19 protein-coding genes are annotated in these 14,509 nt (G+C 47.6%); 11 read left to right on the forward strand and 8 right to left on the reverse strand.

What is annotated here, in order from left to right; translation table 11 throughout:
* The 9 genes from McpCs1_RS07195 to McpCs1_RS07235 form a co-directional block, all read left to right on the forward strand.
* Positions 1 to 865 (forward strand): hypothetical protein (locus McpCs1_RS07195; RefSeq protein WP_338096580.1); only part of this gene is annotated, 865 nt, incomplete at its 5' end.
* Between the two features lie 3 nt (positions 866 to 868).
* Positions 869 to 2,092: a hypothetical protein gene (locus McpCs1_RS07200; RefSeq protein ID WP_338096581.1), complete on the forward strand. Its 1,224-nt coding sequence runs from the start codon at positions 869 to 871 to the stop codon at positions 2,090 to 2,092.
* 1 nt (position 2,093) lies between these two features.
* On the forward strand, positions 2,094 to 2,420 hold the full coding sequence (locus tag McpCs1_RS07205; protein ID WP_338096582.1) for a hypothetical protein: 327 nt from the start codon (positions 2,094 to 2,096) through the stop codon (positions 2,418 to 2,420).
* Positions 2,420 to 2,623 (forward strand): hypothetical protein, encoded by a 204-nt coding sequence (locus tag McpCs1_RS07210; protein WP_338096583.1) that lies wholly within the window; start codon positions 2,420 to 2,422, stop codon positions 2,621 to 2,623. The genes McpCs1_RS07205 and McpCs1_RS07210 overlap by 1 nt, the downstream gene beginning before the upstream one ends.
* Positions 2,624 to 2,655: 32 nt before the next feature.
* On the forward strand, positions 2,656 to 2,925 hold the full coding sequence (locus McpCs1_RS07215) for a hypothetical protein (RefSeq protein ID WP_338096584.1): 270 nt from the start codon (positions 2,656 to 2,658) through the stop codon (positions 2,923 to 2,925).
* 82 nt (positions 2,926 to 3,007) lie between these two features.
* Positions 3,008 to 3,157 carry a hypothetical protein gene (locus tag McpCs1_RS07220; protein ID WP_338096585.1) on the forward strand — a complete coding sequence of 50 codons (150 nt, stop codon included), beginning with the start codon at positions 3,008 to 3,010 and terminating at the stop codon, positions 3,155 to 3,157.
* A 177-nt stretch (positions 3,158 to 3,334) separates the two neighbouring features.
* The gene (locus McpCs1_RS07225; RefSeq protein WP_338096586.1) at positions 3,335 to 3,544 is read left to right on the forward strand and encodes a hypothetical protein; all 210 of its coding nucleotides are present in this window, start codon (positions 3,335 to 3,337) and stop codon (positions 3,542 to 3,544) included.
* 19 nt (positions 3,545 to 3,563) lie between these two features.
* On the forward strand, positions 3,564 to 4,292 hold the full coding sequence (locus McpCs1_RS07230) for a zonular occludens toxin domain-containing protein (RefSeq protein ID WP_338096587.1): 729 nt from the start codon (positions 3,564 to 3,566) through the stop codon (positions 4,290 to 4,292).
* Positions 4,293 to 4,323: 31 nt separating this feature from the next.
* Positions 4,324 to 4,641 (forward strand): hypothetical protein, encoded by a 318-nt coding sequence (locus McpCs1_RS07235; protein WP_338096588.1) that lies wholly within the window; start codon positions 4,324 to 4,326, stop codon positions 4,639 to 4,641.
* 161 nt (positions 4,642 to 4,802) lie between these two features.
* Here McpCs1_RS07235 and McpCs1_RS07240 read toward each other — a convergent pair whose 3' ends face one another.
* Both McpCs1_RS07240 and McpCs1_RS07245 read right to left on the reverse strand, forming a co-directional pair.
* Positions 4,803 to 5,240, reverse strand: a complete 438-nt coding sequence (locus McpCs1_RS07240; RefSeq protein ID WP_338096589.1) for a PH domain-containing protein — start codon at positions 5,238 to 5,240, stop codon at positions 4,803 to 4,805.
* Between the two features lie 3 nt (positions 5,241 to 5,243).
* Positions 5,244 to 6,239 (reverse strand): tyrosine-type recombinase/integrase, encoded by a 996-nt coding sequence (locus McpCs1_RS07245; protein ID WP_338096590.1) that lies wholly within the window; start codon positions 6,237 to 6,239, stop codon positions 5,244 to 5,246.
* 443 nt (positions 6,240 to 6,682) lie between these two features.
* Between McpCs1_RS07245 and McpCs1_RS07250 the strand changes: the two genes are divergently transcribed.
* On the forward strand, positions 6,683 to 7,321 hold the full coding sequence (locus tag McpCs1_RS07250; protein WP_338096591.1) for a hypothetical protein: 639 nt from the start codon (positions 6,683 to 6,685) through the stop codon (positions 7,319 to 7,321).
* A 459-nt stretch (positions 7,322 to 7,780) separates the two neighbouring features.
* On the opposite strand, the gene McpCs1_RS07255 is transcribed toward McpCs1_RS07250, so the two are convergent.
* The 5 genes from McpCs1_RS07255 to dcd form a co-directional block, all read right to left on the reverse strand.
* On the reverse strand, positions 7,781 to 8,194 hold the full coding sequence (locus tag McpCs1_RS07255) for a hypothetical protein (RefSeq protein WP_338096592.1): 414 nt from the start codon (positions 8,192 to 8,194) through the stop codon (positions 7,781 to 7,783).
* Positions 8,195 to 8,803: 609 nt separating this feature from the next.
* Entirely contained in the window at positions 8,804 to 9,583 is a 780-nt protein-coding gene (locus tag McpCs1_RS07260) for a 3'-5' exonuclease (protein WP_338096593.1), read from the reverse strand.
* The gene (locus McpCs1_RS07265) at positions 9,583 to 9,741 is read right to left on the reverse strand and encodes a hypothetical protein (RefSeq protein ID WP_338096594.1); all 159 of its coding nucleotides are present in this window, start codon (positions 9,739 to 9,741) and stop codon (positions 9,583 to 9,585) included. The genes McpCs1_RS07260 and McpCs1_RS07265 overlap by 1 nt, the downstream gene beginning before the upstream one ends.
* Positions 9,742 to 9,892: 151 nt before the next feature.
* Positions 9,893 to 10,192, reverse strand: coding sequence for a hypothetical protein (locus McpCs1_RS07270; protein ID WP_338096595.1), 300 nt, complete (start codon positions 10,190 to 10,192; stop codon positions 9,893 to 9,895).
* A 1,150-nt stretch (positions 10,193 to 11,342) separates the two neighbouring features.
* Positions 11,343 to 11,906: a dCTP deaminase gene (dcd, locus tag McpCs1_RS07275; protein WP_338096596.1), complete on the reverse strand. Its 564-nt coding sequence runs from the start codon at positions 11,904 to 11,906 to the stop codon at positions 11,343 to 11,345.
* 309 nt (positions 11,907 to 12,215) lie between these two features.
* On the opposite strand from dcd, the gene McpCs1_RS07280 reads away from it, so the two are divergent.
* On the forward strand, positions 12,216 to 12,488 hold the full coding sequence (locus McpCs1_RS07280) for a hypothetical protein (protein ID WP_338096597.1): 273 nt from the start codon (positions 12,216 to 12,218) through the stop codon (positions 12,486 to 12,488).
* Positions 12,489 to 12,702: 214 nt separating this feature from the next.
* Here McpCs1_RS07280 and McpCs1_RS07285 read toward each other — a convergent pair whose 3' ends face one another.
* Complete coding sequence (locus McpCs1_RS07285; RefSeq protein ID WP_338096598.1) at positions 12,703 to 14,508, reverse strand: ribosome biogenesis/translation initiation ATPase RLI; 1,806 nt, start codon at positions 14,506 to 14,508, stop codon at positions 12,703 to 12,705.
* Position 14,509 lies beyond the last annotated feature (1 nt).

The raw sequence follows: 14,509 nt of genomic DNA on the forward strand, positions 1-14,509 counted from the left end.
ACACGGAATGTCAGAAAGGCGTCTCAAAAAAATCGGTAGCAACTGCCGCCATTTAACGATATCTCCGGTTGAGGGAGTAATTACAGAAGACAAGAAAATGTCAAAGTGCTTTGACATTTGTGTGAAACATCTGAAGAAATTCTTCCCTGATGTTCATGCCGGCGAGATCATATTTCATCCCTACCGTTTACGTGAGGATGTGCGCGCTCGCCTAATCCAGTACTGCAAAGATCAGGAACTCAATGAACCCTCCTACAGTTCCGGCGGGTTCTGGAAACTTGCACATGATGATGTCCTGAATCTTGGTTCTCTCTCTGCATACCGTGTTTTTTCTCCACATTTCCATCTTCTTTGTTTCGGCTACTTCCCACGTGCCGATGAGTATTTCCTCGATACCGGAGGCTGGGTGTACAAAAACATCCGTTCCGTTTCCCTGAAAATTGAAATCAGAGAAGACGGCTCTCATGCCAATGACGTCGAGGCCGTCGCTGCATACCTCCTCACACATTGCGGTATTGAACTCAACGAAAGCGGAAAAGCAGTCAAAACACATCGTGCCTTCGGCCTCATGTCACCGCGATACTTCCGTCTGGGCACGGGCGAATGTATTTACCTCTCCTCCTTCCTCCTCTGCCCAAAATGCCTTGAAAAGTCTGAAAAAACGCACCTGCTTCTTTATGACATCGACGACAACCCCATGCTGCATCACGACTACATCGATGGCGTTGATGAACCCTGTGAAGTCCGGGTGGTAACCAAAATACCCAACTACATTCTGCATGCTCCCGAGCCTCGGAAACCTCGTCCGTGTTTTGGTGTCTCGGCAATGCTTATGACTGATAATCGACATAAAAAGGAAGTGTAAATCGTGAAATTTGATGTAAAATTAATCTGTTTGACTCTATTTCTCACATTCTTGGTGAGTATGTGCTGTTTGCCAGTGGCTGCCGCAGTTATCGTTGATGAAGATCTTACTTGGGACAGTGGTGAGTTTGTAGGTTCGTATAGTAGTACTCGGTCTTTAGCGCTTACCGGCGAACACTATTCACCAGCCCAGGATATTACATCGGTTTATAGTTATTCTGTCATGGATTATGGTTACATTAGTCAAAATGGATATTCTGTTAATCCGAACGTCTCGGGGTATGACATTGGTCCTCAGACTCATGTAATAAGTGGGGCATGGACTGATTATTATACAGTTCCTGCCTGGTATACAGGTGCTTCCTCGGGTTTAGTTGCTCGTATATCCCATTCAGTTGGTTATGATTATGGGAGGGGTGTGGAACATGGTGATACGTCTACTGAATATGTTTCTTACATGATTCCTGTTAACCCGATTACTCAGCATGTCACTGTAAATCAGGATTGGCTTGGTTTACAGTATGAGGTTATATTAGAAAGGAATGGTGTTTATTCCGATGCAAGGCTTGTTGGCGGAATTACTGATAGAACACAGAGTGGTTCCGGTGATTATACCTTTTGGGTCGATTCATTTTTTGGCCCTTATACCCTTGAAGTTACCATCGACGGCGAAATGCAGTCTGTCAGCTGGGGCGGTTCCGTAACCCCCACTCCTACCCCAACCCCTACAATCCCCCCTGATATCAACAACACCACCGCCGTAGACCTCGATAAACCGATAAATTTCGGTTATACCGGCCCTGATTGGGATAATTTGCGACTACCAGGCCATCTACCGGGGCTTGATGCAATCAAGTCCCTGAAAGACAATGCCAGAAATTCTTCCACTTCTCTTTTTCCCCTTTACAACGATTCCTACCAAAGCTTCTGTGACACCATTGATGGCTACTGTGACTTCATGATCGAACTCGTTTCCGGCGTTTTCAAAATAGTCCTCACGCCGATTTACTCCCTTGCCGACATCCTTGTCCAGTTTCTCACGTGGATAACCCGTCTCCTTGCCGGATTCTCTCCCTACCTCTACGTTCCTGGCATGTTCCTTGGTGCAATCTTCCGCATAATTCCCCCCTTCATAATTAACATTGCCGCTCTCCTCATTCTCCTTGACGCTTTCCTCATGTTCCTCCGCTGGGCAATTCCCGAACTCAATAGGCAGGTGAATGAATAACATGGCTGAAATAACCATCCTGAATATCTTTGACGCAATTCTCCAGATAATTCCCTACAGCATCGCCTGCCTCTACTACACTCTGCTTTCTATCCCTGAGATCATCTTCGGTATCTTTGATAACATTCTTTGGCATCCTGTCTCTCTCATCTGGAACTCAGTCATTGACTTCATGAGCTTCATGCAAACCTTCTTTGAACTCAGCTTCAGCTGGGGTGCAGGCCTTATCATCATTCCCTGTTTCCTTGTCTGTTTGACCGTGCTCACCGTTCGTCTTGTCATTGGCGTCTGGTTTGCTATCAAAAAACTCATTCCGGTGATTGGCTAATGTTTACCATCTCCTCGTTACAAATAACCCTCGATTACTTTGTCATCTGGTTTACCGGATTCTTTGATGCCCTTGACCAAATAAACCTCATCGACCTCGGTTCCCTTGGTTACTATACCCTCTTCAACTTCTTCCAAAGCATGATCATCCTCGAAGTAATTTCCATCCTCTGGTGGATTTTCCGTGGCAGGATTGACACATAAAAATATCCCGTAGTGCAACCAACAATACATGCATGGACGTGGATTATTCCAACCTCACGTCCCTGAATGGTATCCCCGTTACCGATCTGACTCCTCTTCCTTCTGACCTCTCTTCTTCACTTGACCTCGGCAATGTCACTACTGTCTGGGGAAGTGTTTACCCTGTCGGCATGACCGACCTTGTCGAAGCAGTACAAACCATACACATCCTGCTTCTCCTCCTCATTATCCCGATGTACATCATTGCGATTTTGCTCGCGTATTACGTTATGTGCCGCCGCCTGGGGGTGGGATTTGCATGATTTTCAAAACTCTCATCTACCGCATTTACGCCTGGCTCCTCTTCCGCCGCATGAAACGAACATTTCATTTTGAGAGATATCCATGAATGAACTTCCCGTAATGATCTTCGGAGCCACTGCGGAAACCTGCTTCTGGGCGGGTTTCTGTTATGGCGTCCTTTGCTTCCTTTCCTTTGGAATAATCGGTATCATTGTACAAAAACTCATCAGACTGAGGAGGTCAGCCGAATGATTTACCAACTCGTAACCGACATGCTTGGTCTTCCGGACATCGGCATATTAACGGTAGTATTAAATTGTATAGGAACAACAATTGTATTGATACTTTTCGTCCTCCTTTTCTTCGAATTCGCAATGTGTCTCTTTAAGTTCACTCGTTAAAGTGTCATCGCAAACCTTGGAGCATACCATGCCCGCATTCAACACCACACTCGATGTAGTACTCACGGGAATCACCACCACGATTGAATCCCTCATCCAGATTTGGGTTATCATCATCGACATGATTCTCTCCGGCCCGCTGCTTGTCTGGGTCGGTTTCGGTTTCCTTCTCGCAATTGCCGGTTGGGCTTTCGGAGTCCTCGGCATTGGCCGTAAAGGCCGCAAAGGTCGCCGGTAAAGCTATCTGAACACACGGCATGGTTTCGGGTCAGACCGGAACCGTGCAATACCTATCCATGATCTACATTATCGTAGCACCTCCTCGCTCCGGCAAAACATACTATGCAACGAAAATTGCCATAGAAAATCTCATTCCTCAAAAAAGTCTAATCAAATCCCTTTTTGCAAAAATCAAGAGCGGGGCTGTCACGCTGGAAGACCCAAACCTTACTTTTACCAATTACCCTGTAGTTGATCCAAAAACCGGCCTTAGTACGTATCGCTGGCTCAGCTCCTACGCGAAAGAAAACATCCAGGACGCAACCATCATCATTGACGAAGCCTGGCAGGACTACAGCAGTAGAAACTACAAAGAATTCACGAAAGACATGCAGGCCTTCTTCGCCATGAACGGCCACAACAACAATGACATTTACATCATTGCTCAGAATGCCGCACGTGTTGACGTGATCATTCGGGAAATGTGCAACGAACTCTATTACGTCCGTAAAATCAGCATTCCTTTCACCGAACGTCCGCTCTTCTTCATTACTTACATTTACCACGACCTTGACGAAATGTCCCGCATGACACCCGACCCATACCTTGCCGTCAAGAAGCGTTTTGTCCTCTTCCGCAGTCGTATTGCGCGGGCATATGACACTCACTACTTCCGCAGCACAAAGCCTCCCATTACCCCCGAAACGTGGCTTGAATATCATTACAAAAAGACACATCTTGAACCAGAAACTAATACAGAAGTATAACTTTAAGTATCATTAAGACCAATAATTGAGTGTGACTGAGTACGAACTGAACACCAGATTTGATGAAGTCGCAGAAGTCGATAAGACCTACGTTATCGCCTCTCACACAACCGCAGATCTCGTCGGTAACGACGGTGAACCCTACACCGCCGTCATCGGTATTACTCCGGAGGGAAAAAGAATTCTCTTCTCCGGCAAAGCCGTCGTCGATGGATTCTCGCGGCTCCTGGAAAAGATTGGGAGTGCCATGCCATACGCAGTTCCCAAGGAGTTCACCTTAGGCGAGCTTACCGCCAAAAATGGGCGTAATTACAAAATTATCACTCATTGCTGCGACGTTACCCTCTAAAATCCCCTGTATAGTCTTTGAACATTGCTTTACCACACACAGCAACATCACACATCATACATTAATCCACAGGTAAGACAATCCCTTCCCAGCTCACCACACTGGGAATTTTTTTATCCCTGCCCTCCGGTTCAATTCCGAGCAGGGATTCCATAAAAAAGTTAATGTTCTTTTCCGGCTTCGATATGACGCACGATTTTGTCTTTTATTACAAAGGGGTCATCCATTTTCCTCATTGTGATGTTATGACCTGCCGCACTGATAATGACGGTTCCGGTGTTCATCATTTTGTCCATGATTCCCTGGTTTACTTCGACTTTTTCAATCTTGTCAATCATTATTTCCTGTGTTCTCGGGGAATATCCTTCAGTAATCGCAACCACTGAGGGGGAAATGGTAATTTTCGTGTATATATACCTCCAAGTCCTGCTGATAAGCATGAACATGGCAACGGGTATTATTAGTATTCCTATTATGATAAATAGGGCAAAAAACCCTATTATCAGATAAATAACCGGTCTTAATACAAATTTCTGGCTTAATTCGAATGTTTCTTCTTTCTTTTCCGGATTTACATAATAAGTAGTTTCGTTTTCCATTTTTTACACCTCTGCACTTGTTTTCATGATTCTTTCTTCATATGGCAACTCGGTATCTCCTGACAAAATACTGATCTTCTTTTCCGCTTTCAGGAACTGCTTGGCAAGCTGCTTGTGCGTGAATCTCGTGTAAGACATCGACAAATAACCCGTATGCCCTGCAAGAAACTCAGCAACCTCCTTCCTGGCAACCAAAGAAAAACGAGAAATGAACCACTTCCTCAGCATGTGAATATGCATCAGCCGGTGGCCGGTGATCGGGTCTCGTTCGCCATATCCCATTGCATCAACTCCCCTGCGCCAATGCCATTCAAAACTTTCCTTTGCATACGGAAACAGCCGGTCATCAGCATCCGTTCTTCCGGATAAGTACTGCTGCAACGCTTCTGCTGCCTCCGCCGTCAGCATCGTTACCCTGGGAATCTTACCTTTCGTGTACTCGGCCCGAACAGACACTTTCACAGGTCTCTGTGACCAGTCCACATCCTGCTTCCGGAGCTTCATCGTTTCCCCAATCCGCATCCCGGAACCCGCCAATACCAATGTCAACACTCTTCCCCATTCCGGTAATGTCTCGACCACATTCCTGATCATCTTTCGCTTCAACTCATACTCAGCGGAAACCGGACGACCAATCGGCATTTTCGCAAAAATCTTCCGCCGCTCCCAATACTGAATAACCGCTCCGTTTGCCTGCAACCAGATAATAACAATCTGCAAATTCTTCCTTGCTGAAATCGGTGCATACCTACCGTCACAATAGCTGTCTCCCACTCTCCGGAGATCTGCAATGTAGTCTCTGCCGGCTTCTATCTCATTCAGGTATCGAACAGACAGCGGATTCGTCACCTCCAACTCGTTCCCTCCGGATTCCGGATAAATTTCTCGCAAAAACATCCCAATCCCCACACGGTAATTTTTACCGGTCTTCTTATCGTTATACTCGGACAAAAACGATTTCAAGTCCTTTCGTTCGTAAATTCTCGTATTCGGTATCATACATTTCACCTTTGCATGTGTGTGCTCAAGGGCTGCGGGAACCCGCGCCTCCGGCGCGGTTCCCGCGTGAACACACACCACTCTCACGATTACCACAATCGTGATGATTCCACACCAAAATGGCCGACTCCATAAACCCTTGTCCCGTCGTAGGCGGGCGGGGGTTTATGCAGTCTTGGCCGTTCGTTCACAATACACCTATTGCAAGAAATGATTTATTTTCACCATATGTAAATTATTAGTACTAATTGTGATCTGTTTTATGTCATCACGCCTGGCAGTTCTTTTATCACGGTGTCCCCTGACCGAAGGTGAGGCTTGCCCACCGTAGGGAGGGGGTATCCCATTGAGGTGTCCCTCCGGGACACCGGCGCCAGCCGCGGGGGCAACGTCCACCTACCGGAGAGAACCCATAAATAATTTCCATACAAAACACATCTCACATGAGCAAGCTCCTTATTATTGGAGCTGTTGTTCTCATCGCTCTTCTCGCTTTTTCCTTCTTTGTTTCTTCCCCTGACGAAACAACAGCATCAGCACCAACAACGACTTCTGAAACTTCCGGAACCATCCAGGATATTACTGCTGACCTGCGCAACCGGTTCGACGAATTTACTCAACAGTCATCTTCTGATCATCCTGAACAAAATTCCGGAACCGAAAATACTCTCCCGAAAACACAAATCTCTGGGGGAACCTCTTCGATAAAAAAACCTGAATCTCAATCTGAATATTACAGCTTTGCCTCAGGAACAGACAAACATTACACGCTGCACATAACCCCTGACTCCGTCCCTGCCACTCTCCAGGCAACATACCATCCTCCCACAGAAACTTACACCAAGGGTTACACTGATTCCTTCTCCAAAACCTGGAAGGAAGTTGTTCGCACTGTTTACTCTCCTCAGTCCCGGGCCGAGATTGTGATCTCTGATCAGTCTGGGCGAGTGATTGATTCTATGGGCTTTGCCGGTAAATATTCTTCAGAACTTATCAGCAAAGTAATTCTTCGCTCTCCAGAACCTTACACCATCACCATTTCCGGTAATCACATTTCCCTCACTCTTTCCCATACCTCCTAATTCATTCCTCAATACTCATTCTCCTTTCCGTGCGTGATTCGCTCTTCCTCTTTCCCCTTCTTCTTTCCCTCATCTCCTTTCTCTCTTTATCGTGTGTCTGTGCGTTCCCGTTCCCTTCCTCCCCCAACCCATCAGCCGGTCAGTCGGCCCCGCTCTGCTCCGGCTCCCCTACCCATCATCTCATCTCCTTACGACAAAAAAAACAGCTGCCACTTACCCCTTCCTCAGCATAACCTTCTGCCACAATCAAAAAAATACAAAAAACTTAGACAAAAAAGGTAGTTATTCCGTTTCTCTCAACTTACTTTGTACAACATCGTTCTTCCTCAGGTTCCTTTCCATGAGTGTCAAGGCGTGCCGGACAATAGATATCCTTGCACTCCTCACAAATTCCATAACACCGTTCCGGACAATTGACGTTCTTGCATTTTGCACAAATACCACAACAATCGTTTGGAATCATGCCTCAACCTCCATTCCTGCATACGCATTGCTGCGCTCATCTCTCCATGCTTCCGCGCTTCTCCGCTGCCGCACTTCGGTCTGATACTTTGGAATCCATTTCTGATGAACTCTTACCTCCGGCTTTCCGGAAATCATAGTTTGGAAGCCGATCTTTTTGGCTTCCGCTACGTATCCTTTGAAGTGTTCCTCTGCCATCCAGACAGGCGGGTTCTCTTCGTAGGGTGCGTAACTCTTGTTCCCTCCGAAGTCCGTCCACTTCATTACACGACCTCTGCCGGTGTGCAGTGTCTTGATGACCTCGGCGATCACGTAGCCATTCCTGGCCGTGTGATACTTGAGTTCTACTTTGAGGATGTAACCCTCTGAGGAGATTCTCCCCTCCCACACAGCATCTTCGGTTTTTCGCATGACCGTCTCTGCAACTACCGGCGCTTAATCCCTCCTCTGCCTCAGCAGGGAGGGTTTAAGGTCGCCGGTGGTTGAGGTCATGTAGCGAAAAACAGATGCTCATGGGGGAGAAGAACCTGAGGGTTTCCGTCCGGAACCAAGTTCACATTTCCCGGCCTTTGGCGTAGTTCGAGATTCACTCAGAGAGACACTCAGATGCCGGCGGGCGCATTTGCATTCTCGCGGACTTGTGGTATCACGTGATCTCGTTGCATCGCTGCCGCCTGTGTTATACTGTCAGTGCTGCTGCGGTGAGTTCCGGAAGCCGGATTTCGTAAAAAGAGAGAGGGGATATGTGGGAAGCCGGACGTTATTGTTCTGGTCTGTAATTATTTTTCTTTTCCAGATTCCTGTAATATTGTCCAGGGGGATAATGGCAATCGTCTCTTATGCATTCATCGCATGTTTTTGTATCTGTTATTCCGATGTAATTGCAAAAAATGTGCTTGTTTATCATCATTCTCTGTTTAGATGCATTTGCGCTTATTGTGAATGCTGCCGCACAGCGTCTGACGATTTGATCACGGTCGAGTTCCCTTTTAGGAAGTTTCTTCGTAGTGTTTGGCAGTGTCATATTCTTCCTTCACATCGTGCGAGATACTCATCCTCGATATCCCCATACACTTCCTCTTCCGGTGTTCCATGCGGTTTTATTCCTTTTTCCCTTTCGATTAAGTAGAGTCTACGGTTTTTCCCTCCCTCATAGTTCTGTATCACGTAGGTGATGCCAAGTATTTTCTCTGCTTCTGGGGTTGGAAACCTTGGATACATACCGAATAGGTTCACGTAGAGGTCGAGATCATTGCATTCCGTCCCCATTGCATGAACTACTTTTGCGAGGGCGAAAACATCATCGATAGCTCGATGACTGTTCTCTACACCAGTGATGTGGTAATGCGTGATCATGTCCTTCAGCTTGCACGGATGCTCTTTCCGGTCGCGTGCGACGGTGAGCGAGTCGAGAACATGGGATTTGGTGCATAATTTGTCAAAACCTGCATCTGACATCATTTTCAGGACGAAACGCATGTCAAAGTTGGCGTTGTGAGCAATCAGTAGGTTTGTTGTTCCTGGGCCGAATAAAACCTGCTTGATCTTGGTCATTGCTTCTTCCATGCAGATACCTCGTTTTTCCAACCATTCTGTGTAAATTCCGGTCAGTTCGGTGATCTCTTCGGGTAATGTTCTTCCGTTTTCCAGTTGGATGTAGAAGTGTGTCTCGTCACATGCACCTTCCTTGGTGAATTTCATTGCGGCAAACTCAATTATCTGATCTTTCATCGGATTCAGACCGGTCGTTTCGACATCGAAGAAGATGATGTTATCGAAATTGGGAAAGAAATTGTGCATTATTCTTCCTCCTCAAGGCACGTGCATTCGCTTGAATGCTTCACTGTGCCGTCAACCTCGCAATACACATAGTCCTCGATGACATTGAGTCCACAGTGGTGAGTGTAGAGTTTGTGCGCATATTCGCATTTTGCGCAGATGTCCTCTGCAATTGTCATTGCTTCTCCTCCCACAATTCGCATGAATAATCGTGCGTGGTCATGAGGCAGTGTTTCTCTGAGAGATTCTTCTTACAAATTCCGGGTTTTATCTTCTTTGATTTGCTCGGATTCCATGCGTTGCATGTCTTACAAAAGTGGGTGGGCGGAGTCATGCATCGACCTCTTGAACTCCCATTTCCTTGTTCTGGTTCTCGATGATCTCAATACCCCTGAGAAGTGCGTCGAGAATCAGGTTGTTTGTTTTGATGCATGAATTCTTGTTGTCACAGGGTATGTGCTGTTTGAGATCATTGATTGCAGAAATATCATCGAGAACCGCTGCAAACCATGTTTCATCAAACTCACAGTGAATTGTTTCTTTGATGGCCTTTTCGATTTTTTCCAATGGGATGCGGTTGTTTTCTTTTCGTAACTCTACGATCGTCTTTACTCTGGTTTCTATGTTCATTTTTCAACCTACAGTCTTGATCTTGCAAAACTGCGATTGCGGCCGGAAAGTCCGCCGACCCCATAAACCCTTGTCCCGTCGTAGGCGGGCGGGGGTTTATGCGGTCTTGGCGGATGAGTGAATATTTAGGTCTGGGTTCTGGGTGCTTTCGGGGACTTGTGCCATTCTCGCAAGCGATGAGCGATGCCGAAGGCTCCGCGAAGAGTGGTATGCTGTGCATGGCGGCTTGCCGCGATGTTTGCAGAATTAAGTCCCTGTGTTTATCATGAAGCCAAGCCTGGGAACGGTTGAAGAGACCGCCGTGTTGATCTGAGCGAAGGCGAAGATGCGCACGGTGGTTGATGAGGGTAAGTGACCTCAGGCTTGGTGTCCTGTTTCTGTCCCCTCCAGTTTGCTCTCGGGCGGATGAGGTGTCGGGGAAGGCACCAGCTGGTGTCCTTCCCTGACCTCCTTACTGCTCCTTTACGATTGAAACCATGCTCGGCATAACTGTATCCTGCTATATGTCCAATTGTCCCTCCCAAGGGTTTGACATGCTTCTCAGACCATCACCTTTCGGTATCCCGAAACTTGCGTTTTTGGGTAACGGTTATATTTGTTCGGTGACAACTACTGCTTATGATGATGCTGCCAGGTGAAGGTGAAGCGTATCCATCCTGTACTGATGTGGTCGGGTGGCGCAAATGTCCCTCCTGCGGCTATGCTGAACCGATGACGTCTAACTGTAGTCGGGTTACCTGCCCTGCCTGTTACACAAACTGGGTAAAAAAGAGCGCAACGCGAATTTCAAAGAGAATCCACGGGTTTTCTTTTGCGTGCACTCATCCATCTGACGACTCCGTGTACTCAGTGTGTTCCGTGGTTACTCCAAGCGAGACCCCCTACAGAAAATCCCAAACAATGAAATTCATCATCGCCTAACTCCTATTTATATTATTTTCAGAAATTGCGCGATGGTGAACATTTTGAAACACGAGATGCTTGCTCATGATTTATTCAGAAAATATTTCCGTGTTGTTCACGTCTGCTCCGTGTTGTTTTTCTGTGAAATTTCCGTGTGTTCCGTTTTTCCTGCGAAGCAGTGAGCAGGCCGAAGGCATGCGAATCGTGGGCGGAGCTACGAAGCGCCAACGCATAAAAAAAGTGAAAATTATTCGATATTGTTCAGGGTGTTTTTGTCGTACCGCGAGATGGTCGCATTTTTCTGGTTCTGGTACTTTGCATCCGGTTTTTTGTCGTACGGGCAGAGACAGCGTTTGGTGACATAGAATACGAGCTGGCCGATCGGCATTCCTGCATACACGCGGACGGGCCGGCAGTTTACATTGCACATCTCAAGCGTAATGGTGCCGGAAAATCCTGCATCAATCCATCCGCCAGTCTGGTGAAGCTCGATACCAAGGCGGGCAACACTGCTTTTTCCTTCGATTGAGGAGACGACGTTGTCAGGAAGCGTGATGGTCTCAAGAGTTTCTGCGAGCACGAACTGGCCAGGCATAATGTCAAAATAGGATCCTTTGCGCTCGTTTGTGTGGGAAAAGATGGTCTCTTTTTTGTAGGGGTCGATCACGTCATCGCAGGCGTCATACCAGACAAAGTGGTTGCCAAGACGGATGTCCAGAGAATTCGGCTGTACAAGTGCAGGATCGTACGGGTCCACACCAATAAACCCGCGTTTTATGTGATCTGCAATTTCCCAGTCTACCAGAATCATACCTAACTATACGAACTGTAGGGTAATAACTTGTATCTTTGGGCTTGTGGGGAGTTTATGCGGTGCCGGAGATGGTTGTATGGGGGAAGGGCGGTGATGTAAGTAGGTGCGGTTTTGAAATTCTGCTGTATGGGAGTTTCCTTGTTTCTCCGGGATTTTGGTTGCGGAGTGCGATTGATGATCTGCAGTCCGCAGTCCGCAATCTACAATCCGCAGTCGACAGGTTTTTTTTCTCTCAAGGGTCCCGAGGGGGATGTCGTCAGGTTGATGTTTGCTTTTTTTTTGGTACTGCAATTACTCAGTTTTATTATGAAAGAAAGAGATAAATCTACAACAGGACTGTGCGAAGCAGTAGAGTTCCGCAAGTATAGCGGGACTGCTGCGCCGGACTCTGTTTTTGATGCTTTGGTTGAACTGTTGTTCGCAGTGGTTTGCGGACTGCGGATTGCGGATTGCGGATTGCGGATTGTGGTCTGGAAGCATGTCCGCAACTTCTGCGGCAAAAAAATGGATGTTGATCTGTTAATTCCTGGCCTCCCACGGGAAAATGGAATGCACGGAGCTTCACGGTGTCAAAAATAATTTAGTCTGTTTTTTTCTGAAAATTGTAACCGGGTGAATCTGCGGTTGGTTTTTCTCATCATACCCATCCACCACTAATCCAGTCAACATTTTTCATAATACAAAATATTCACCACCGCGTAACTCCTATCCTAATTAAAAAAAATCTATTTCCGTGATGTTCAGTCTTTTCCGCTTTTCCGTGGCCGGAGCAACCAAAAAAAATGAAAGGGTTTTACTCCCCGTCTTCCTTCGCAGCCGCCGCAAGGGCCACTGCATCAACATTATAGTAATAATACTCGCCCGCGGCTTTCTGCTCGCGGTCGAGGTATGAATCCGGCTTATTGATCCTCGGCCGGCCCGTCTTATCACGGCGGAACGTAATCCCGAGGAGCCCAAGGAACTTATTCATGCCATCCTTCATCTCAAAGGGGCCGGTAGCAAGACCGTTTGCTCCAGGGGCTCCATCGAACACCAGCAGCCGCTCACTGATCATATCGATCGTGTACATGTCATGGTCGATGACCATGATGCCTGCGCCCTTATCCTCAGCCGCACGCTTGATGACCTTCGTTGTAACCAGCCGCTGCTCAACATCCAGATGCGCACTCGGCTCATCAAGAATATACAGGTCAGCATCGCGCGAAAGACAAAGAGCAATTGCGACTCTCTGTAACTCTCCACCCGAGAGATTCTTCGCCTCAGACTGTAAAAGCGGCATAAGGCCCAGCGGCTCAAGAATTTCATGCTGATAGTATGACGAATCAAACCGTTTGGTTGCCTGACGCAGCAGGAATTCCACCGTATCAGACGTCGCCGCAGTCACATACTGCGGCTTATACGAAACCGTAACCGTATCAAATCTCTTTCCACCGTCAGGAATCTCAACACCTGCAAGCAGCTTCGCAAACGTCGACTTGCCGATACCATTCGCACCGACAATACCAAGTACCTCGCCGCGCCTAACCTCGCCTCCCGCAACCTTCAGCGTAAAGCCTGGGAACGACTTCGTCATCTCCGGAATCTGCATCAGAATCTCGCGCTCCACATCACTCTCATGACCGCGGGTCTCAAACACCACCGGATAATCACGGATACGAACATTCTCCTCGGCAACGAATCCTTCCAGATACTGATTCACACCAATACGCACGCCTTTCGGGCGGGTGATGATACCAAACGCCGCAGGCTTACCGTACGCGATGTGAACGGTCTCAGCAACCATGTCGAGAATCGCGATATCGTGCTCAACAAGAATCACCGGATGCTCGTCAGCGAGTTCGCGGATCAGCTTCGCCGCAATCATTCTCTGATAAATATCAAGGAACGGTGTCACCTCATCAAGGAAGTAGAAGTCTGCTTCCTTTGAAAGAGCAACCGTGAGGGCCACACGCTGCAGCTCTCCGCCGGAAAGCGTTGCGAGGTCCTTATCGAGAATCGTATCAAGGGTCAGCTCCTTTGCATAGTAGTCGAGCATCTTTCGCTCATCGTTTGAGCGGAGCAGCTCGCCTACCGTTCCCTTGAAAACTTTTGGAATGAAATCGATGTACTGCGGTTTAATCGATGCCCGGATGGTCTTTTTTGCGACCTGCTGCAGATAGCTCAGCAGTTCGGTTCCTGAGTAGAACTTGAGAATTTCATCCCACGTAACCTCGCGTTCAAAGATTCCAAGGTTCGGTTTCACCTGTCCTGATAAAATTTTGACAGCTGTTGACTTACCGATACCGTTTGGTCCGAGAACGCCGGTCACTTTTCCTGCGACCGGCTGGGGAAGCCCGTAGAGCACGAACGAGTTCGGGCCGTAGCGGTGAATCGGTGCGTCGAGTTCCTCTGGAAGCTGGATAATATCCAGAGCCTCGAACGGGCATTTCTTCACACAGATACCGCAGCCGACGCACAGCTCCTCGGAAATTTCCGCGCGGCCATTTTCACCGATCTGAATGGTTTCGTCACCGGTCCGTACCCGCGGACAGTAGGCAATGCATTCCTGTCCGCATTTCCGGGAATGACACCGGTCTTTGTGAACGATGGCAATCCTCATG

It is taken from the genome of Methanorbis rubei (genome assembly GCF_032714495.1).
Taxonomy (GTDB): domain Archaea; phylum Halobacteriota; class Methanomicrobia; order Methanomicrobiales; family Methanocorpusculaceae; genus Methanocorpusculum; species Methanocorpusculum rubei.